This is a genomic window from Neobacillus sp. DHD-1R (assembly GCF_057747995.1).
The window spans coordinates 1,870,649-1,892,592 of record NZ_CM173232.1; the positions used below are offsets into that span (position 1 = coordinate 1,870,649).

The 21,944-nt window shown below is 40.1% G+C and carries 20 protein-coding genes; all 20 read left to right on the forward strand.

All coding sequences use genetic code 11. The annotated features are described in order from the left end of the window. The first annotated feature begins 52 nt into the window (after window positions 1-52). Window positions 53-1,567: an FAD-dependent tricarballylate dehydrogenase TcuA gene (gene tcuA / locus AC3ANL_RS08985; protein WP_488328880.1), complete on the forward strand. Its 1,515-nt coding sequence runs from the start codon at window positions 53-55 to the stop codon at window positions 1,565-1,567. Then, the gene (locus AC3ANL_RS08990; RefSeq protein WP_488328881.1) at window positions 1,548-3,110 is read left to right on the forward strand and encodes an ABC transporter substrate-binding protein; all 1,563 of its coding nucleotides are present in this window, start codon (window positions 1,548-1,550) and stop codon (window positions 3,108-3,110) included. The genes tcuA and AC3ANL_RS08990 overlap by 20 nt, the downstream gene beginning before the upstream one ends. Before the next feature lie 67 nt (window positions 3,111-3,177). Then, complete coding sequence (locus AC3ANL_RS08995) at window positions 3,178-4,077, forward strand: ABC transporter permease (protein ID WP_488328882.1); 900 nt, start codon at window positions 3,178-3,180, stop codon at window positions 4,075-4,077. A gap of 16 nt (window positions 4,078-4,093) precedes the next feature. Continuing rightward, entirely contained in the window at window positions 4,094-4,933 is an 840-nt protein-coding gene (locus AC3ANL_RS09000; RefSeq protein ID WP_488328883.1) for an ABC transporter permease, read from the forward strand. A 17-nt stretch (window positions 4,934-4,950) separates the two neighbouring features. Beyond that, window positions 4,951-5,976: an ABC transporter ATP-binding protein gene (locus AC3ANL_RS09005; RefSeq protein WP_488328884.1), complete on the forward strand. Its 1,026-nt coding sequence runs from the start codon at window positions 4,951-4,953 to the stop codon at window positions 5,974-5,976. Beyond that, on the forward strand, window positions 5,951-6,943 hold the full coding sequence (locus AC3ANL_RS09010) for an ABC transporter ATP-binding protein (protein WP_488328885.1): 993 nt from the start codon (window positions 5,951-5,953) through the stop codon (window positions 6,941-6,943). The genes AC3ANL_RS09005 and AC3ANL_RS09010 overlap by 26 nt, the downstream gene beginning before the upstream one ends. Window positions 6,944-7,056: 113 nt before the next feature. After that, a complete protein-coding gene (locus AC3ANL_RS09015) occupies window positions 7,057-8,406 on the forward strand; it encodes an MmgE/PrpD family protein (protein WP_488328886.1) in 1,350 nt (449 codons plus the stop codon). 201 nt (window positions 8,407-8,607) lie between these two features. Continuing rightward, complete coding sequence (locus AC3ANL_RS09020; protein ID WP_488328887.1) at window positions 8,608-9,495, forward strand: isocitrate lyase/PEP mutase family protein; 888 nt, start codon at window positions 8,608-8,610, stop codon at window positions 9,493-9,495. Window positions 9,496-9,521: 26 nt separating this feature from the next. Beyond that, window positions 9,522-10,943 carry an FAD-binding protein gene (locus tag AC3ANL_RS09025; protein ID WP_488328888.1) on the forward strand — a complete coding sequence of 474 codons (1,422 nt, stop codon included), beginning with the start codon at window positions 9,522-9,524 and terminating at the stop codon, window positions 10,941-10,943. A gap of 45 nt (window positions 10,944-10,988) precedes the next feature. Next, the gene (locus AC3ANL_RS09030) at window positions 10,989-11,726 is read left to right on the forward strand and encodes an SDR family NAD(P)-dependent oxidoreductase (RefSeq protein ID WP_488328889.1); all 738 of its coding nucleotides are present in this window, start codon (window positions 10,989-10,991) and stop codon (window positions 11,724-11,726) included. A gap of 36 nt (window positions 11,727-11,762) precedes the next feature. Continuing rightward, window positions 11,763-12,200, forward strand: coding sequence for a GlcG/HbpS family heme-binding protein (locus tag AC3ANL_RS09035; RefSeq protein WP_215040859.1), 438 nt, complete (start codon window positions 11,763-11,765; stop codon window positions 12,198-12,200). Window positions 12,201-12,383: 183 nt separating this feature from the next. Then, entirely contained in the window at window positions 12,384-13,634 is a 1,251-nt protein-coding gene (locus AC3ANL_RS09040) for an MFS transporter (protein ID WP_488328890.1), read from the forward strand. A 36-nt stretch (window positions 13,635-13,670) separates the two neighbouring features. Beyond that, window positions 13,671-15,047 carry an FAD-dependent oxidoreductase gene (locus AC3ANL_RS09045; RefSeq protein ID WP_488328891.1) on the forward strand — a complete coding sequence of 459 codons (1,377 nt, stop codon included), beginning with the start codon at window positions 13,671-13,673 and terminating at the stop codon, window positions 15,045-15,047. 342 nt (window positions 15,048-15,389) lie between these two features. Then, window positions 15,390-16,247, forward strand: a complete 858-nt coding sequence (locus AC3ANL_RS09050) for an aspartate/glutamate racemase family protein (protein WP_488328892.1) — start codon at window positions 15,390-15,392, stop codon at window positions 16,245-16,247. A 76-nt stretch (window positions 16,248-16,323) separates the two neighbouring features. Then, window positions 16,324-17,118 (forward strand): electron transfer flavoprotein subunit beta/FixA family protein, encoded by a 795-nt coding sequence (locus AC3ANL_RS09055; RefSeq protein ID WP_488328893.1) that lies wholly within the window; start codon window positions 16,324-16,326, stop codon window positions 17,116-17,118. Window positions 17,119-17,132: 14 nt separating this feature from the next. Then, the gene (locus tag AC3ANL_RS09060) at window positions 17,133-18,113 is read left to right on the forward strand and encodes an electron transfer flavoprotein subunit alpha/FixB family protein (protein WP_488328894.1); all 981 of its coding nucleotides are present in this window, start codon (window positions 17,133-17,135) and stop codon (window positions 18,111-18,113) included. 123 nt (window positions 18,114-18,236) lie between these two features. Then, complete coding sequence (locus AC3ANL_RS09065; protein ID WP_488328895.1) at window positions 18,237-19,025, forward strand: ABC transporter ATP-binding protein; 789 nt, start codon at window positions 18,237-18,239, stop codon at window positions 19,023-19,025. A 184-nt stretch (window positions 19,026-19,209) separates the two neighbouring features. Beyond that, the gene (locus AC3ANL_RS09070) at window positions 19,210-20,325 is read left to right on the forward strand and encodes a thermonuclease family protein (RefSeq protein ID WP_488328896.1); all 1,116 of its coding nucleotides are present in this window, start codon (window positions 19,210-19,212) and stop codon (window positions 20,323-20,325) included. A gap of 110 nt (window positions 20,326-20,435) precedes the next feature. Beyond that, window positions 20,436-20,636, forward strand: a complete 201-nt coding sequence (locus AC3ANL_RS09075; protein WP_488328897.1) for a hypothetical protein — start codon at window positions 20,436-20,438, stop codon at window positions 20,634-20,636. A gap of 183 nt (window positions 20,637-20,819) precedes the next feature. Further along, entirely contained in the window at window positions 20,820-21,926 is a 1,107-nt protein-coding gene (locus tag AC3ANL_RS09080; RefSeq protein WP_488328898.1) for an AI-2E family transporter, read from the forward strand. Window positions 21,927-21,944 lie beyond the last annotated feature (18 nt).

The window sequence follows — 21,944 nt, forward strand, 5'->3', positions numbered from 1 at the left end:
CTAATTAGATCCTGAAAAATTTGGTGGAAATTTACGAAAGAAGGGGAAATATGTGAATGCAGACAGGATATATGAAACAGATATTGTAATTGTTGGGGCAGGAAATGCTGCCATGTGTGCTGCTATTGCAGCACGGGAGCACGGAGCCAACGTTATTGTCCTAGAAAAGTCACCTGAGAATGAAAAAGGTGGAAACAGCGCTTACACCCATGGATCCATTAGGTTCGCCTACAACAGTATAGAAGATTTAATACAAATTATACCTGACCTTACACCGGAGGAAATAGAGAATACAGACTTCGGAATTTACTCTGAAGAGAATTTCTACGATGACTTATGTCGACTAAGTGAATATAGGACTGATCCTGAATTATCCTTACTTTTAGCAAGTAAAAGTTTTGAAACGATGAAATGGCTTAGATCTCATAAGATTAGATTTGTACCTATATATGGCCGTCAGGCTTTTAAGGTTAATGGAAAATTCAAATTTTGGGGTGGGATGGTTGTCGAATCAGTAGGTGGTGGTAATGGTTTAATTGAAACTCTTCATAATGAAGGAAAAAATTTGGGGATTCAAATACTTTATAATGCTATGGCTACAAAGCTTATACATGATGATAAGGGTGTCCATGGAGTTGTTTTTAAGCATCATGGTGAAACGAAAGAAATTTATTCAAAATCAGTTATTTTAGCTTCTGGAGGATTTCATGCAAATACAGAAATGAGAACTCGATATTTAGGTCCAAAATGGGATATAGCAAAAGTTAGAGGAAGTCGCTTTAATACAGGGGAAGGTATCCAAATGGCATTAGATATTGGGGCTGTTTCCCACGGGAACTGGTCAGGAGCACACGCAGTTGGTGGAGATCGATATGCACCAGAATTTGGTGAAGGTTTTCAAAAGCTAAGCTATCCTTTCGGAATTATAGTAAATGCAAAGGGGGAGCGTTTTGTAGATGAGGGCTCAGATTTTCGCAATTATACCTATGCAAATATTGGAAAACTAATACTAGAACAACCCGGACAATTTGCCTGGCAAATATTTGATAACAAGGTATCCCATCTTTTACGTGACGAATATAAACTTAAACAGGTTACTAAGGTAACAGCAAATTCAATAGAAGAATTAGCTAAAAAACTGGATGATATTGATCCTGACGGTCTTTTACAAACAATAAAGCAATACAATGCATCTATTCGCAACAACATACCATTTAACCCCAATATTAAAGACGGTCGATGTACAAAAGGGTTATCAATAAACAAATCAAATTGGGCTAATACTTTGGAGCAGGCTCCATTTGAAGCGTATGCAGTTACATGTGGCATTACCTTCACATACGGGGGATTACGGATTAACCCTAATTCTGAGGTTCAGGATACATTGCTGCAATCCATTTCAGGATTGTATGCAGCGGGAGAACTAGTAGGTGGACTATTCTATTTTAACTACCCAGGTGGCGCTGGGTTAATGGCAGGCTCTGTTTTTGGAAAAATTGCCGGTGAGAATGCAGCTCAATTTGCAAGTTATAGGGGGAATAATCAATATGAAAAAAATCCAATTTAAAATGAGTTTTATAGTTTTATTATTATTTACATTTACAATCGTTTTAGGGGCTTGTTCCTCAAAAACTGACACAAAACCTTTAGAAAACAGTAAAAAAGAGGTGGATGAAGGTACCCCTCAAAAAGGCGGAAATGCAACGATCGCTTATGAAACGGATGTAGCTAATTTTGATCCAATTAAGGCAAGCGGAGGAATTAATTTTCCTTTATTGTTTCCAGTCTATGATACTTTAATTCACTTTTCTCCTGAACTAGAGCCTGAACCTGGATTGGCTGTGTCTTGGAAATATTCAAATGATTCTACATTGATTCTTACATTAAGGGAAAATGTTAAATTTCATGATGGAACTCCCTTCGATGCAGAAGCAGTAAAATTTAATATTGATCGCATTAACTCTGATAAATCTATGTTGACTGATTTGAAAAATATCTTAAGTGTAGAAGTGATAGATGAAAAAACGGTTCAATTAAACTTAAAACAACCAGATTCATCAATTTTATTAGCGCTATCGGATCAAGCTGGGATGATGGTTTCACCAACTGCAGTTGAAAAAAACGGGGAAAATTATTCTCAAAATCCTATCGGCACTGGCCCATTTAAAATGACAAGACATGTGCCAAATGGTGAAATTGTTTACGAAGCAAATAAAGACTACTGGGATGGAGAACTTCCGTATTTAGATAAAATGACCGTTAAAATTATGCCGGAAGAAACTACTAGAATAAATGCACTGAAATCAGGTGAAGTCGATTTTGTAGAAAATATTTCTCCTGGTACTGTTTCATCCCTAGTAAATGATAAAAACCTTAAAGTGATTCAAGAAATATCATTGCCATTTAAAATGTTGTATTTAAATAATGCTAAAGCTCCGCTAGATAACAAAGCCGTACGACAAGCCATTAATTTTGGTATCGATCGAGAGGCACTTATTAAAGCTATTAATTTTGGTATTGGGGAACCTGCATATCAGCCATTTCCAAAAGAATACTGGGCGGCAAATAAAGATTTAAAGATTAACTATGACCCGGAAAAAGCAAAACAAATTCTAAAAGAAGCTGGAATTAACAAAGTTTCATTTAATTTGGTTCATCATTCAATGGCCTATGATCAAAGGGTTGCTGAAGCCATAAAAAGTCAACTGGCAGAAATTGGGATTGAAGTTAAACTGCAAGCAATGGAGCAGCAGGCTGCGCTAGCTAACTTTTGGGATGAAAAAAAAGCAAACAGCTTCCTTGGAAGATGGTCAGCCCGTCCAGATCCGCAAATTACAATAAAAGCATTATATTCTAGTGGGAGCTACTATAATACAGGCCATACAACGGCAGAAATTGATAAGCTGATTGCTGAAGCGGGGAAGACTTATGATCAAGAAACGCGTGCTAAACTATATATGCAAATTAGCGAGAAAGCAATTTTAGAAGAAGCAATTGGAATACCATTATTTTTTACGCCAAGAACTGCTATCATGAATCAATCGTTAAAGGGATATGTGCCAAATAAATTAGAAAAGCCAGTTTTTTCAACACTTTGGAAAAAGGAATAAACGACAAAGGGAGCGATTAAAAGTGTTTTTAAAATTTTTACTTCGGCGTATATTATACGTAATTCCAATGCTATTAATAACAACGCTCATCGTATATTCTTTTATCCTTTTAATACCAGGCGATCCAGTTTTAACGTTGCTTGGAGAGAATGCAACCCCTGAAAAAATAGCCCAGTTGCGCCAGCAACTTGGGCTAGATCAATCGATTATTTCGCAATACTTCGATTGGTTAATAAATGCTTTAAAGGGGGATTTAGGGCGATCTGTATTTACAGGACAATATGTACATGAAGCAGTAATTGAACGTTTAGCCGTTACATTTCAACTTGTTGTAGTAGCAATGATTATTTCGATTTTTGGTGGAATGTTTTTTGCTATTACATCTACATTTTTCCCAAATAGTTGGATCGACTATGTCTCAAGGTTCTTTGGAACACTTGGAACTGCACTACCTAATTTTTGGCTAGCAATGCTGCTTATTTTATTCTTCAGTCTACACCTTGGCTGGGTCCCAGCGACAGGTTTTACCAGTATAACTGAGAATCCTGTTGAATTTTTTAAAGGGACATTGTTACCTGCCATTTCACTTGGTGCAGTTGGAACTGCGCAAATTACAAGGCATTTACGGTCATCATTGATGGAGGTAATGAGTGCGGACTATGTACGAACAGCTTATTCCAAGGGAGTTAATCGTTGGCAAGCTATTATAAAACATGGTATCCAAAACGCTATGCTACCTGTTGTAACGACAATTGGGATTTTATTTGGTCATTTGTTAGGTGCAACAGTTGTTATTGAAACTGTATTTGCCATCCCTGGTATAGGACAGCTTGCAGTAAATTCGGTATTACAGCGTGATTTCACTATGCTTCAGGGGGTTGTCCTGATTATGATTGTCATGGTCATTCTCATTAATTTTATTACTGATATCGTTTATGCACTTTTAGATCCTCGGATCGAGTACTAGTGGAGGGGTTGTGACTATGAGTTTTCAAACTATCTTTAAAAGGTTAATGTCCGAAAGGATGGCCTTCATTAGTTTTTTCTTTTTAGTTTTCCTTATAATCATGTCATTAATTGGGCCTTATATTGTTCCTCATGATCCATTAAAGCAGGATTTAACGAAGGTTTTACTTAGTCCGAATACCAAATATTGGTTAGGTACAGATGAGCTTGGACGTGATATTTTTAGCAGATTAATAATCGGATCTCAAGCTGCAATCAAAGCTGGTTTGTTCGCTATCCTGATTCCACTTTTTATCGGAGTGCCAATGGGAATTCTTTCAGGATATTTAGGCGGGATTGTTGATGATATTTTCATGAGAATTGTAGATGGAATTATTGCCATTCCTTCCATATTATTGGCGCTAGGAATAACAGGAGCATTAGGCATTAGCTTATGGAATGCCATGATTGCCATTGGGATAGTCTCGATTCCCCAATTTGCAAGACTTGCAAGAGGACAAACATTACAAATCAGAACAGAGCCCTATGTTGAAGCAGCCAAAATTTCTGGCGCTGGAGCAAGTTGGATTATGGTAAAACACATTATTCCGAATATTGCTCCGCCGGTAATCGTTCAAGCATCGTTTAATTTAAGCTATGCCATTCTTGTTGAAGCATCTCTTAGTTTCCTTGGCATGGGAGCGCAGTCTCCTCAAATTAGCTGGGGAAATATGATACAACAGGCATACAGCATGATTAATATGAACCCTTGGATGATTGTCTACCCAGGTTTTGCAATCATGCTTACTGTACTTGCTGGGAACTTTCTTGGAGATGGTCTACGGACAGCACTTGACCCAAAGTATAAAAAGGTCTAACAAAGGGGGACAGAAGTATGAAATCAACAATACCACTTTTAGAAGTAAAGAATTTGAAAGCATTCATTCCGACAGATAAAGGTGAAATCAGGCCGGTAAACGATGTTTCATTTGCTATTCAAAAAGGGGAAATAATGGCACTAGTGGGGGAGTCAGGAAGTGGAAAAAGTGTGACATCACTCTCAATAATGGGACTCAATGCTAGTGCGATTCAATATAAACCCGGAAGTTCTATTTTATTCCATGGGCAGGATTTATTGAAATTGAAAGAAAAGGAAATGCGGAAAATACGTGGAAATGACATCGCAATGATCTTCCAAGATCCAATGTTTTCTCTCAATCCAGTTCACCAGATTGGCAAGCAAATTGTAGAGTCTATTATACTTCATAAAAAAATTAAGTATAAGGAAGCCGAAAAGATAGCATTAGATTTACTAAATAAGGTAGGAATTCCTGATGCACAACGTCGATTAAGAAACTATCCACATCAGATGTCAGGCGGGATGAGACAGAGAATCATGATTGCGATGGCACTTGCTTGTAATCCACAACTGCTTATTGCTGACGAACCAACAACAGCACTTGATGTAACCATTCAAGCTCAAATTTTGAATATATTAAAAAATCTTCAACATGAATTAGGTATTTCAATTCTATTAATTACCCATGATCTTGGAGTTGTAGCCGAAATAGCAGATCGTGTACTAGTAATGTATTGCGGTAAAATTGTTGAAGAAGGTACAGTCAAAGAAGTGTTTAAAAATCCACGTCATCCTTATACCAAAGGGTTAATGGATAGTGTTCCTGAATTAACTGGGCCGAGAATAGACGAATTGGAAACAATCCCTGGTGTTGTTCCAAATCCATTAGAATTACCATCCGGCTGCAATTTTGTTACCCGTTGTTCCTTTGCAACAGAAAAGTGTAGACAAGTAGAGCCCGTACATGTGAAGTATTCTACAGGAAACAGCGTTTCTTGTTGGAATCCCCTTGTAAAGGAAGGAGTGAGTTTGAATTATGCAACAACCTCTAGTGTCTCTTAGAGACATAAAAAAGTACTTCCCTGTTGGCAGCGGACTATTCGGAAAAAAAGATCAAGTTGTAAAAGCCGTAGATGGTATTAGTCTTGATATCTTTCCTGGTGAGACCATTGGATTGGTCGGGGAGTCTGGTTGTGGAAAATCAACGACTGGAAGAATGGTTGTTGGATTAAACCAACCGTCCAGTGGTGAAATCCTATTTGAAGGAAAAAGATTAAGTGATTACAAGAACAAAAAGGAATTAGGAAAAAATCTACAAATGATTTTTCAAGATCCCTACTCGTCATTGAATCCAAGAATGACAGTAGCCAATATTATTGCTGAACCGCTTTTTCTGCATAAAATTGGCACAAAAAAAGAAATTAAGAAAAGGGTGGATGAATTACTCGAAAGAGTTGGGCTCGCTTCCTACCATGGCACTCGGTACCCCATTGAATTCTCCGGTGGACAAAGGCAAAGAATTGGGATTGCACGTGCACTTGCTTTAAGGCCAAAACTCATTGTTTGTGATGAGCCGGTTTCAGCCCTGGACGTGTCCATTCAAGCTCAAATCTTAAATCTATTAAAAGAAATTCAACAAGATTTTGGATTATCTTATATTTTTATTGCTCATGGAATCCAAGCTGTTAAACATATTAGTGATAAAATTGCTGTGATGTATCTCGGAAGAATTATTGAATTTGCCAAGACAGAGGAATTATTTGAATCTCCACGTCATCCTTATACTAAAGCACTGTTCTCGGCTGTACCTCTACCTAATCCAGAAATGAGAGAAAGAGAACGAATTATCTTACAGGGAGACTTGCCGAGTCCATCAAACCCTCCACAAGGCTGCCATTTTCATACTCGTTGTCCAGTGGCGATGGAAAAATGCAAAAGTATTGAGCCTGCTTTATTACAAACGTCCATTAACAGTTTGACAGCTTGTTTATTAGTTCAAGAACCAAAAAAGGAGCAGATCGCAACTTAATAGTACTGAAATTATAGTTTTCATATACTCCCTTAGATATTGATGAGTTTTGAAAGCAGGGAGGATTTTTTATTTGGAAAACTATTTTGAGAAATATTTGGGAGGGCTTATATTTGTCATCATTGAGCTTTGATATTATTAATGCCATTCGCCAAAGACAAAAATGTGGTTTGCCAGAGGAAGTCCGTAAAAAGGTAATACTTCATATTTCTGATACTATAGGAATCTCATTGGCGGCTCATAAAGGAGCACCTATAGCCTTACAATCGATATCTGGGATATCTTTGGGAGTAGAAGGTGGTGCTGGCCGAGTAATTGGAAGTGGACATCAATTACCTCCTGCTTATGCAGCATTTTCCAATACTGCTTTGGCACATGCACTAGATTTTGATGATATAAATGATTTAGCGAGAATACATCCTACTCCAATTATTTTAGCGTCTGCATTAGCTGCTGCTACCATTGAAGATTCTAGAACTACGGATCTTGTCACTGCGGTAGGACTAGGAAATGAGTTAATTTGCCGGCTGGGATATGCGATTGAACCTAGAGGTACAGGCGCTGATTCCAAATGGTTTTTAAGTCAACTTTTTGGTTATCTTGGTGCCGCAATCACTGCCGGTCTTGTTCTTGGGTTAGATGATTCTAAATTAGTTCATGCCTTAGGTCTAGCTTACATGCAATTAGCTGGTGGAAAAGAGCCAGGAGTTGGTGTAGGTTCTCAAGCTAGGTCGATTTACCCTGCCTTTGCATCTATGGGAGGTGTTCAAGCAGCATTTTTGGCTAGAGAGGGAGTATCGGCTCCAGCGAGTAGCTTGGATGGTAAAACCGGTCTTTTTCGAAACTATTTCGGAAAAAATCTAAGCGAAGGTCAACGAAAAATATTATTAGATACTGAAACGTGGGCATTTTCAGATACATCAATAAAACTTTTCCCTAGCTGTCGTTATTCACACCCTTACATAAAAGCGGCGCTAGTCCTTCGTAATGAAGTAAAACACAATCAAATCGAAAACATTGTAATCGGAGTAAATGAAACGGCAAGTATGTTATGTCATCCAATGCCAGAGCGTTGCCATCCCAAAACATTGCAAGATGCTAAATTTAGTATCCCTTTTATCGTTGCGTTTACATTTGTACATGGAAATGTCAATTTGAATAATCTAACAGATAAGGCTCTTATGGATTCGCAAGTATTAGAATTGTCAAAGCTTGTAAAGATTGAACAGACACAACCTAATACTCTTGGGCTTCCTCAAGGTGATATTAAGGTAATAACTGCTCAAGGAACTAAAAGACATATAGAACGTTGCCTTCCTATAGTGACTTTTGATGAAGTTAAGAATAAATTTATTGATTGTTGTTTATTTGCAAACATAGATGCTCCTGAAGAGGTATGGAAAACGATAAGTAATAGCCTTGATTATGACTTATTAAATAAATTACCTCTAATTATCCATTAATTTTGAAATTAATCAGTAAGAAACACTTTACCACTTTTTAATAATTTTTCACCATTTCAAAAACTATTAAATTGATTTTCTAAAGAAAGACTAATAAAAATTATTGGAAAATTGCCAAAAATTGAATAGTTTTTACCTTTGTAATTAATGTTTTAATTTTCTAAAATTTAAATATGCATAAAAAAAAAGGAGATCCAATAAATGAATAAAACAAAAAAGTTCCAGGAACTTTTGAAACAAAGGGGATCATTTATCCTGCCGGGTGCGTATGACGCGATGTCAGCTAGATTAATAGAAGAAATCGGGTTTCACGCCATTTATGCGACTGGTGCCGGCATTTCCAATGCCCAATTAGGATGGGCGGACGTCGGTTTGACTTCCTTAAAAGAAGTGGTCGATATCGTTGCCCGGATGGCAGATGTGACAACAGTTCCGATTGTTGTGGATGCCGATACAGGGTTTGGCAATGCCATTAATGTTATGCGGACAGTTCGTGAGTTTGAACGAGCAGGTGTTGCAGCTATTCAAATGGAAGACCAGGTGTCGCCGAAGAAATGTGGCCATTTCAACGGAAAAGATGTGATATCAAAGGGAGAAATGATAGGAAAGATCAAGGCAGCAGTGGACACAAGACATGACGAAAATCTAGCCATCATTGCTAGAACAGATGCTTTAGCTGTTAATGGGATTGATGATGCAATAGAAAGGGCACATGCCTATAAGGATGCTGGTGCTGACATCATTTTTGTGGAAGCGCCTACAACGATCGAACAACTTAGGCAAATAACCAGTTCTTTAACAGGCATCCCCCAGATCATTAATCTAGTAGAGGGCGGTAAAACCCCGCTCGTTTCTTTAAAAGAAGCGGAAGAGATTGGCTTTAAGATCATGCTTTGCGCCAATACAGTTCTTCGTTCAGCGATTAAAGGTATTACTGAGTCGCTGAAAATCTTAAAAGCGGAGGGTTCACAAGAGAATGTTCACGAGTTGATCTGTACATGGGAAGAGCGCCAATCCCTCTTTAAACTCAACCAAATTAAAGAATGGGAAAACAAGTATTCTGAAAATCAGTCATTAATTAACAAGTAAAAACTTATTTAGAGGAGGAAGCTGAAGTGGTGAGAGAAATAGATTATGACATTGTAGTAATTGGATGTGGAGTGGCTGGGACCTCAGCAGCTTTATCTGCTGCAGAAACGGCAAAGAAATCCAATAAAAACTTAAAAATCGCCATCCTGGAACGAGCTGATTATGATCATAGGGGCGGAAACTCCCGTTGGACTGCCTCTTATATGCGGATGAAGAATCTCGATGAAGTAGCCGACAACTTCGTTGAAGATATGCTGGCTTTCTCAGACAACTATTCCGATCGGGAGTACATAGAAACTCTCGCCCAAAATGCTGGCAGTACACTACGGTGGGTAGAGGAAAAAGGGGTTGATTTCGACTACCTGCCAACGATGTTTTTAACCGCATCAAAGCCGCGATTATTGCCAGTGGGCGGCGGTCGGGCGATTGTTGACACACTAGCCCGCCGTGCTGGTGGACTGGGTGTTGAAATTATTTACGAAGCTACTGCTTGGAAATTACTTCTTGATGATGAAGGTGCTGTCAATGGGTTAATGATTCGTGTAAAAGGCGGGACATCCCTTCAATTAACAGTCGGAGCAGTTGTATTAGCATCCGGTGGATTCCAGGGAAATCAGGAGATGATGGCCCAATATGTTGGCAGAGATGCCCATAAGATTCGGACAGTTGCCGAGGGCGGATTATTCAATAAGGGGGAAGGCATTCGGATGGCGATGTCAATCGGGGCCAAAACGGCTGGCCAGTTTGATTCGTTCCATGCTGAACCAGTCGACCCAAGAAGTAAGCGGGAAGAAGCGGCTGTCATGACCTATCCTTACTTTATTTTGGTCGATCAAAATGGAAACCGTTTTGTGGATGAGGGAAAAACCACCGTCGACGAGCAATATGAAGAAGTAGCCCGAAAAATCTTTCATGATCTTCCTGGTCATATTGCCTATATGATCGGCGATCAAAAAATGTATGATATTCCAAATTATGAGCGCGCAGTAGAAACGGATAAACCCGCTATTGTTGCTGACACGCTTGAAGAATTAGCCGAGAAGATAGGCGTGCCGGTTGAACAATTAACGGCTACCGTGGAATCCTATAATGCGGCCATTCAACCGGGTGAATTTCACTGGGATAAAAAGGATGGCAAACAAACGGTCGGAATAACGCCGCCAAAGTCTAATTGGGCAATCCCAATCAACCAGGCACCCTATATTGCTTATCCTATTGTCTGCTCGAATGTTTTCACCAATGGCGGTTTAGCTACCGATACAAATGGCCGCGTCTTATCGCAAGATCAGGATGCCATTCCTGGTTTATATGCAATAGGTGAAACAGCTGGACTCTATTACGGAAAGTATCCAGGCGGAACATCGGTATTAAGGGGACTTGTATTTGGACGCCGTGCGGGGGAACATGCAGTTTCCTATGTGAGTCAATCAAAGAAACTCGAAGTTTAATCAAGCTAAGAAAAAAGCCAATTATAATTTGTCTTAAAGGGAAGGATGATTTTCTTGGAATTAAAAGACAAGGTAGCTTTTGTGACTGGCGGCGGCAGGGGAATTGGCAGGGAAACCTGTATTCTTTTAGCCAAACAAGGTGCCAAAATAGCCATTTTTTCAGATAACGAAGCGGAAAGCAAGGATACGGCTGCTTATATTATTGATGAATTAAAAGGGGAAGCTATCTCCATCGTCGGAGATGTTCGTTCCGAATTCAATGTCTATCAAGCAGTCCAACAAACAGAAGAAAAACTCGGCTCCGTTGACATATTAGTAAATAATGCCGGTGTAATGAGTTTAAAACCATTTCTTGAAACAAGCGTCGAAGAATGGGACTTTTTACAAGATGTCAATGTAAAGGGAAGCTTCTTATGTTCACGAGCAGTGGTGCCGAAAATGATTGAAAAAAAGAATGGCGTAATTATTAATCTTTCATCTATATGGGGAACGAAAGGTGGTCCTGATCGAAGTGCATATATTACTTCAAAATATGCGGTCATCGGTTTCACGAAAGCATTGGGTGAAGAATTAAAACCTTACAAAATTAGAGTAAACGCTGTCTGTCCAGGTCCTGTCGACACAAAGATGATGCAGGATTTAGCGCCTGATGTGAATAAAGACAATTGGCTTCGACCGATAGATATCGCCCATGTCATTGTAGATTTATGTTTACCTAAATCTGTTGCTGTAACAGCCACTGCCGTTGAAGCATTTGGCAGCGGTCGGCCAGTTAACGTATAAAAATATTAATTTTAATAGTTGGAAGGGGAAAGAAACATGACAAATTTAAAAACGGTAGTAGAAACAAAAAATATTAGTCTAGCATTGGCAAATAAATTGTTAGAAGCAGCCTTAGCTAAGGGAGAGGAACTCGGAATCCCGTTTAGCATTGCGATTGTTGATAAACCAGGTAATATAAAAGCATTTGCGGCAATGGACGGTGCACCAGTGTTAAGTTTGGAGATTTCGCAGAATAAAGCCTTTTCCGCAGCTGCTTATAACAGACCGACACATGAATGGTACGACAAAATTAAGAATGACCCACCATTGCTTCATGGAATTGTCCACACCGAAAGATTGGTTATTTTCGGAGGAGGTTTTCCTATTAAAATTAATGGCGAGCTGATCGGTGGTATCGGAGTTAGTGGTGGACACTATACACATGATATGCAGGTATGTGAAGCCGCATTAGAAGTGATCAAAAATTTCGAATAAATAAATCAGTAACGATTTTATATGAAACTTGTATTTTTAATCTCCGGCCAAGGACTTTTGTTGATAGAGTTCATTGGCCGGACTTCTATAAGTATTTCCTAGAGTTTAATTGCAATAAAAAATGCTTAAAGCGGGGAGGGGCTTATACTGAGCACAACTAATTATCCTAATCAACCGGAAAAAATGGACTCCGCCAAGTATAAAGTCTTTTTTGGTGCTTATATTGGCTGGATCTTTGATTACTATGAGGTTTTTGTTCTTAGTTTTTTAGTCATTCCAATGGCTGCATCCCTGTCTTTAACTACCGAACAAGTTGCTTCTTTGTTTTCAGTCCAATTGGGTTTCCTGGCGTTGGGTGGAATTATTTTTGGAATTTTGGGAGATAAGATCGGCCGAAAAAAAATCCTGATATGGACCCTAGTCATCTTTTGTATTGCTACATTAATGAGAGCGTTTACTTTTGATTATATATGGTTAGTGATTTGGACAGCCATTGCTGGATTTGGACTTGGCGGTGAATATGGTGCAGGCCAGGCATTGGTTAGTGAAGTGGTTCCAACGAAACAACGAGGATTTTGGAGCAGTCTTCTTTATGGAGGAGCATATATCGGGATTTTTATGGGGGCACTAATGGGTGGATTTATTTTACCTATTATTGGTTGGAGGTGGACCTTTGCCATTTCAGCGCTTCCAATATTATTAGCGTTATATCTTCGACGAGATGTAAAGGAATCAGAGGTATGGGAAAAAACAATTAAGAATACGAGGAATCCTGGTTTTAAAAAGAAGTTTGGCCTGAAGCGTTTTTGGAAGCCTTTTATCATAGCTTTGGTTGCAGCTGTATTTCAATATTTTGCCTATTATGGAATAACTAACTTTTTACCCACTTATTTAGTAAAATATGAAGGTTTTGAAATGGGTCAAACCGGGTGGTGGTTATTTTTTACAGCCTTTGCTGGTTTGGTTGGATCATTGATCGCGGGATATACGACCGACCGTTGGGGTAGACGAATCACTCTTTCGTATTTAGCATTCATAGCTGCCTTTGGCGGATTACTCCTCTATTTTACTTGGAATTCTTTATTGGATTCAATCTGGATATTAGTTCCCATTTTTCTTTTATATATGGGTTCAAATGGTGCAACGGTCTTCGGTTCATTATTTAGCGAGATATTTCCAACAGATTTAAGAAGCACAGGAATTTCTTGGGCACTTCAAATTGGCCGGGGTCTTGCTTTTGCTCCGCCGTTAATCACGGCAGCTATTTTTCCGGTTTATGGATATCAACCTATTATTTTAATGGGGGCAGCCTTTTTCTTTGCTTTGTGTTTATGGGCTTGGGTATTCCCTGAAACAAAGCATACAAAATTGGACATGGAGATTGCGGGAACCATTAATACGAACCACGATGATAAAGAAAATATTAGTTTCTAGTAAAAAGAAAATCATAGAATAAGAGGATGTGAGAAAATGGAATCCTTTGATTTAGTAGTCTTGGGCGGGGGCCTGGCCGGCATGTGCGCCGCAGTTGAGGCTGGTGAAAAAGGAGCCAGTGTCCTTCTCCTGGAAAAACAGGACGAACTTGGCGGCAGTACCGTACTTAGCTCAGGATATATGGCCTTTGCAGGAACCGATATGCAAGATATAGCAGGGATCATCGATTCTACTGAATCTCTTATGAATGACTTAATAGAGGTTGGCGGAGGAGCAAATGAGCATACGTTAGTAAATGCATACGGTCAGCATCAACTTGAAACCTATACATGGCTAATTGATCATGGTGTGGAATTCCGCTCGTTAGAAGCGGTAAGCGGACACAGTGTTCCCCGTGGCCACATTATCGACCCTCATCAAGCCATTCAGTCATTATACCGCAGGGTAAAGCAGTTGCCGAACGTGATCATTCGTTTTAGTGCTCCGGCCCGTAGACTTATGAAAAACGTAGAAGGTAAAATTAATCGGGTTTTATATGAATTCGATGGAGAAGAGCAAACAGTTTTGGCCGCTAAAGGAGTTATTCTAGCTTCAGGTGGTTTTGCCAAAAGCGAGGAATTACTTCATCAGTTTGCTCCACAGTTAACCGGTGCCCTTAGGATTGGTGGTTCGGGTAACAAAGGAGACGGATTACAAATGGCCTGGGAGCATGGTGCCTGGGTACAGGATTTGCCTTACCTAAATGGAACGTACGGCTTCCACCCAACTGCATCAGGAGCGGTTAAGACTCAGGGGTTGGCTTTTTACAAAGGGGCTATTATGGTCAACCAATTGGGGAAGCGATTTGTTAATGAGTCCATTTCCTATAAACTCTTGGGAAAAGCAGCATTCGAGCAGCCCGACAAAATTAGCTATCAGGTTTGGGACCAAACCGTAATGGATAAGAGTGTGACCGATGATCCGCTTTATGATTTGGAATTGCTTCGGCGCCGCCGCCTTCTTTATATAGCAGAAACATTAGAGGAATTAGCTGACTGCATTGATGTGCCGCTTGAAGTGTTGGAAGATACGATTACAAGGTACAATCATGGTGTTAAAGATGGAGAGGATCCTGAATTTGGCCGGAAGTCGCTCACCCATAATTATGGAAAACCGACTCCCATTGAGAAAGCACCTTACTATGCCTTCGAGTCGACCGTTGCGATGCTGGCCACTTATGCAGGTGTTGCTGTAAATCCTGCAGCCCAAGTGCTAAATCCCTTTGGAGAGCCGATACCAGGGTTATATGCAGCGGGTGAAATCACCGGCGGATTCCATGGTGCTGGTTACATGACGGGAAGTTCACTCGGGAAGGCCGCAGTATTTGGCCGGATCGCTGCACTGGATGCTTTGGCGGAGGTCACTGTGAAATAATTGAATCGCGGCAGTGCATTAATTGAGATTTTAAGATGAAATTTTTAATCCGCAAATAAACCGGCGAGAACCGCAAATAAACATGTTGAATTCGCAAATAAAACATTGAAAATCGCAAATAAAACATATAAATTCGCAAACAAACTTTTTTGATTCGCTGATAAAATACTAAATCCGCTGAAAAACTATTCATTTTCGCTGATAAATTAAGAAATTCGCTGATAAATCTTAAATATTCGCTGATAATTTGCGATTTTCGCTAAAGTCCTTATTTTACTCCAGTCTGAAATTGAAAAATAATTACCTTTTTTATAAAAAACACCAAAAAAGGGGGTACCATTCATGAAAATTTGGCACCAAAGTTTAACCACAATTGATAGGGTTCCGCAATATCGGGATGCGATCATGAATCATGTAAGCAGGATCGCCCGTCCAGATGTGGAGGTCGTGTTACATGGGATGTCGGAAGAAACGTATCCTACCCATTATCCTGGTCATTTTATCACGTATTCTTACCTGCAAAACCTGCATCGGGAGCAGTTTGTACGGGCAGCGCTAATGGCGGAAAAAGCCGGCTATGATGCGATGTTTATTGCTACTATTCCGGATGTTGGCCTTCTAGAAGCGCGCACATTGGTAGATATTCCGATAGTCGGCTATGGTCAAGCCTCCTTTCATATGGCCTCCATGCTCGGTGACTGTATTGGCGTCGTCAATTTCCTTGGTCCGCTTGCTGATGAACTAAGACAGAATGCTGGACGCTATGGTCTTGGCAATAAGCTTGGACCAATCATCCAAACCGATGTAGGCTTTGACAATGTACTGGCTGGATTCAATGACCCAGAGCCTGTTATCAAGTCTTTTAAACAGGCAGCAGAAAAAGCCATCTCTGAAGGGGCCGATGTCATTGTTCCCGGTGAGGGACCAATGAACGTCTTCTTAGCTACACATGGCATTTCTAGAATTGGTGATGTACCAGTGCTAGATTCATTTGCAGCTGGAATTAAGATGTGTGAGTCATTAGTAGATTTACGCAAAAACTCCGGCGTCTTTATGACTCGACGAGGATACTTTAATGCCAAACCACCTGCAGAAGCGGTGGAAAGACTGCGAGAACTTTATAGACTGGATCCTTCTCCAGATCCTAAAAACGATCGAGGAATTGCAGTCAGAGGTAATGAAAGTAAAGCTATTAAATAAAAGTCCATTTCGTTAAAATAATAGATTTTTAAAAAATAGGTTTAGTTTTATAGATAAAAAAAGAGGTGAATTTGGAATGCATATCGTCGTGTGCCTTAAGCAGGTTTATGATCCAGAGATTACACCGCGTTATTTCAAGATTGACCCCATGACGAATCGTCCGGAAAACAGTGACACAGACATGGTGCTGGATTCCTTTGCCGAGAATGCCCTTGAATTAGCAATCCAGCTGCGCGATAAGACACCAGGAGCAACCGTGACGGCCCTCTGCTTAGGGGACGATTCATCAGAAGACATCCTTCGCCGTGCCCTAGCGTTTACAGCTAATCAAGCAGTTCGGGTCTGGGATTCAGAGTGGGAAAACTTAGATGGGCAGGCTGTTGGACATATTCTTGCTCAAACAATTAAAAATTTGGGTGGTGCACAGATTGTACTGACCGGATATCAAGCCAGTGATATAGAGGAAGGTTTGGTTGGGCCTGTTATGGCGGAAGAGCTTGGTATACCATGCCTTACCCTTGTTTCAGACCTTGAGGTAGAAGAAGAGCATGTGAAGGCAAGTTGTGAGGCAGAGGATGGCTATACCGTTGTGAGTGTGCCTATGCCAGCTGTTTTTACGATTATCAGCGCCGAAACAAATGTACCAAGGCTGCCAAAGGTAAAGGATATTAGGCTGGCACGTTCAAAGGCAATCAAGGAAATGGAATCGGATGATCTTGAACTAGATCCGGAGCGCTGTCAACCTGGAGTAAAACTAGAGCGGGCCTACGTATTAAACAGGGATGTCCCCTGTGAAATTCTGCCAGGAACGGATGGAACAGTACTCGCGAGTGAATTGGCTGACAAGCTCTTGGCACTCAAGATTTTATAGGAGGAGTCAAAAATATGTCCAAAATTCTTGTATTTGCAAATCAGCACGGAGATTCCTTAAGTTCGGGTGCTCGAGAAGCGTTGGGGTTTGGCTCCCAATTAGCTAGTGCCACTGACGGAGAAGTGGAAGCTGTTTTATTGGGACCTGCTTCGGTGTCTAGTTCAAAGGAAGCAATTGCCTGTGGTGCAAGGAAAGTATACACAGTGTCAAATCCAGTACTTGCCGAATATCAGGTAGATCTTTACGTTGACAGCTTGTTTACGGTTTTTCAACAGTCGAGCGCTGACATTTTGCTCCTTTCCTTTGACAGGATGGGCAAGGATTTAGTCGGCCGGCTGGCTACTAGAATGGGAGCCTCAGCTATTACAGAGGTGGTCGATTTCAGAACGGAAAGCGATAAACTAACATGGATTCGTCCCATCTATGGTGATAAGGCTATTGGAGAGTATACGACCACTCGCCGAAAAGTAGTAGTTGGTATACGCCAAAAGAGTCGGGATATGGCGGTACCTGATGAAACTCGCATCGGTGAAGTTATTCCCATTGATTACGCTCCATCGGAAGATATTGTTTTAACAAAACTTGTCGTGAAAATTCAATCGGCCTTGTCCGATATTCGCCTCGAAGATGCTTCAATCATCGTCTCTGGCGGACGAGGTCTCGAGGGACCAGAGGGCTTTTTGGAACTGCAAGCCTTGGCAGATGTTCTTGGCGGCTCAGTGGGAGCGTCCCGTGCGGCATGTGATGCCGGCTGGGTTCCATCTAATAGGCAAGTAGGTCAGACAGGTGCAGTGGTCGCTCCAGACCTTTATATTGCAGTTGGAATCTCCGGTGCCAGTCAGCACTTGGCAGGTATAACGAATGCGAAGAACGTCATCGCGATCAATACGGATCCAGAAGCACCTATCTTTAAACGTGCCAATATGGGTGTGATTGCTGATTACAAAACAATCATTCCAGCCCTAACAGAAAAATTAAAAAAAGTACTAGTTTAAGAGTTAGCAATCAATCAGGAGCCCAGTTATAGACATGGGTTCCTTTTTTTATAAAATGTTAATAGCTATTTCTGAAGATTTTGATAATATAGGAGTATAATTTTGTTACAGAGGAGTGATCGAATGGTTGTCCAATTAGAGAATCTTTCATTAATACGTGATGGAAAGTGGATTTTACAAGATATCAATTGGCAAATTAATAGAGGAGAGCATTGGGTCCTCTTTGGTCTAAATGGCTCTGGAAAAACAGCTATTTTAAATTTGTTGAATGCTTATTATTTTCCGACTAAAGGGAAAATAACTGTCTTGGGATTGGAGTTTGGTAAAACGTATCTAGGCGAGAAACTTCGTAAGCAGATTGGGTTCGTTTCATCATCACTTCAAGAAAAATTTTATCCAGAAGACAATGCTTTTGAAGTTGTCTTAAGTGGGGCCTATGCGTCAATCGGCCTTTACGAAATACCGACAGATGAAATGAGAAAAAAAGCGATCGGTCTTCTTGAAGAGCTTGGATGTACGAACTACGCTAATCGAGATTATCAAACCTTATCACAAGGGGAGAAGCAGCGGGTTCTAATTGCTCGGGCATTAATGGCAGATCCGTCCTTGCTCATTCTCGATGAACCAACGAATGGGCTGGATTTTATAGCCCGTGAGCAACTGTTAGAATCGATTGAGAATATTACTAAAAACCCGGATGCTCCAACTATCATTTATGTAACACACCATGTTGAGGAGATTTTACCTCAATTTGATAAGACCTTATTATTAAAAGAGGGACAAGTTTTTGCAGCGGGAACTACTTCTGACATGATAGAGAGCAATAAGCTCAGTCAATATTTCAATCTTCCCGTAAAGGTTTATTGGGAGAATGGACGACCACTGCTGTCAAAATTACAAACCGTAAAATAATTTTGGTTAAAGTAAAAAACTAAGTGTGCATGATGAAATCGTGTGCACTTAGTTTTTTTCAATTACTTCTTAGTAAATCTTTTTATGAATGACATATTCAATGGATTTAATAGTTAACAACAAATTTAATTTGAAAATAGGTATAATAAGAAAGAGTTGCTTGCAAAAGGAGAGATCATCGATTGTGAAAATAGTCAAAGGTATTCTTATTGTACTAGCCCTACTGTTTATGTTAATAATGGGCATTGTGGCCCCTGTTGCCTTCCTCGGAATGGTTATATTTTTAATCGGGTTATTTCTTAATACCCAATATAAAAAAAGAAAGATACGTTTCGCAAAATCAGGATGGTTGATCGCAGCGGGAATTATTTTATCTTTTGTTTTAGCCATGGTGTTTTCCGAACCAACTGAACAGGAAAAAGAAGTAAAACCGAATACTGCGTCAGTTAATAAGGAAAAGAAAGAAGTGGCGGAGCAGAAGGCAAAGGAAAAAGCAGCAGCGGAAGAAAAACGATTAGCAGACGAAAAAGCAAAGGCTGAAGCTGAAGAGCAGCGTATTGCAGCGGAAAAAGCGGAAGCTGAAAAGATAGAGCAGGAGAAACAAGAAGCCGCTAAACTTTCTCAAGAAGAATTGGCAAAACGGATGGGGTTGGAACTTATCACCGTGGGCAGAGTGGTTGATGGAGATACCTTTGTTACCTCCGATGGTAGGAAAGTCCGTTTGGTGGGTGTAAATACGCCCGAATCCACAACAAGACATGAAGAATACGGCAAAGAAGCGAGCAATTATACTATTTCGAAGCTAAATGGGAAACAAGTATGGATGCAAAAAGATGTATCGGAAACCGACCGGTACAGCCGTTTACTAAGAATTGTTTGGTTAAGCATTCCAACAAATGATATGGATGAAGCGGAAATTCGTTCGAAAATGTTCAATGCTAACCTGGTGTTAAATGGATATGCTGAACCATCAACCTATCCGCCTGACGTGAAATATAGTACCTTCTTTGTTAAGTTTGCCAGAGAGGCAAGAGAAGCCAATAAAGGCTTATGGGCCTATGGTGATCAGGGGACTACCAAGGGGGATTTGGATTCTAGTGGAACTGGAACATCCTCATCGGGTGGAAATTCATCAGGTGGAGCAACCTCTGGCGGTGGTACTTCAAATACTGGTACAGAGTCCTTTAAAAATTGTACGGAAATGAGGAAGGTATATCCAAAGGGTGTACCATCCACACATCCAGCCTATGAAGCTCGACATGACCGTGATAAAGATAACTGGGCATGTGAACAATCTTAATATTGGTTGATGGAAGGACCGTTATTTTAATTAAATAGCGGTCTTTGCAATTTTTTTCGAGAAATTATCGGTTATAAGCACACCTGCTGCAGGGGAATTTTTTTAAAGTTATGCCACGGTTAGTTAATCGCGTCAATGAGAAGAAGGACATTGACCGCAAGGAGATAAAGAAAGTGGTCAAAGTCAATGAAAGAACATTTACATTGACCGGAAGAAGAAAAAGGAAGCGTCCATGGTCAATGAAAGAGAGTTACATTGACCGCAAGAAGAAAAAGGAAGCGTCCATGGTCAATGAAGGAGGGTTACATTGACCGTAAGGAGAAAAAGAAAGCGGTCAAGGGCAATGAAAGAACGTTACATTGACCGATAGGGAAAAATTACCTATGGAGTTCAATTGTAATCTATAAAAACATAATTAAGGAAAAAATTGTGTATCAAACACGCTGTTTGATATACTTTAACTATAATAAAATTAAGAATAAGAGGTACATAATTTGTCAAAGACTAAATTACAATATTGGCTCATCCAAATTTTGTTAATTGCAGCCATCATTTATGTTTCAACAAAAATTTCATTTTTATTTCAACCGATTGGCGTATTTTTCTCGACTATTTTCTTTCCGATCCTTATTACAGGATTCCTTTTCTTCTTATTGAATCCGGTTGTGAAATTTCTTGAACGGCGGAAGATACCAAGAATCTGGGCCATCTTGATAATTTATGTTGTTTTTGCAGGAATCCTAGTCCTGGCGATTGGGAATTTAGTGCCAGCAATTACAAAGCAGGTAACCGCGCTGGCGAATGAAATTCCAGTCTATGCTGACAAAACAATGAAGTTTGTTGATAACCTTGCCCAATCATCAGAATACAAGCGTTTCATTGACGAACAAAGCAATTTAATTGAAACGGCTAAACAAAGGCTCATCGATTTTGCTAACACCTTGCCTGACAATATTACACGTGGTCTTGGTAATGTACTAGGCGTCATTACCAATATTGCAATCATTCTCGTTACCGTTCCATTCTTGTTATTTTACATGTTTAAAGACGGTCATAACTTTCCGACGGCTGTTGGAAAATTTATACCTTCCCAATACAGGGAGGAAGGTCTAGCAATTTTAAAAGAGACAGGTGAAACACTTTCTGCCTATATTCAAGGCCAAGTGACGGTGGCCTTGGCAGTGGGAACCCTATCACTAATCGGCTATTTAATTATTGACATGCCATATGCATTAGTATTGGCGATGATTGTGGCCTTCACCAATATAATTCCGTATCTTGGTCCGATTTTGGGAGGGGCACCTGCTGTATTGATTGCTCTTTTTGATTCTCCAACAAAAGCGCTGCTTGTGGTGGTAGTCATCCTGGTAGCCCAGCAAATTGAAGGAAATCTGTTGTCACCTATGATTCTAGGCAAAAGTTTGGATACCCATCCAGCGACAATTATCATTATTTTACTGGCTGCCGGAAACCTAGCGGGTGTACTCGGAATGGTTTTGGCTGTCCCAACCTATGCTGTTTCGAAAACGATTGTTTTAAACATTGTTAAATTTTTAAGGGCAAGGAAGAGAGCAAACCTTGCCGTTGAGGAAACCTTATAAAAATGTGAAACTTTAATT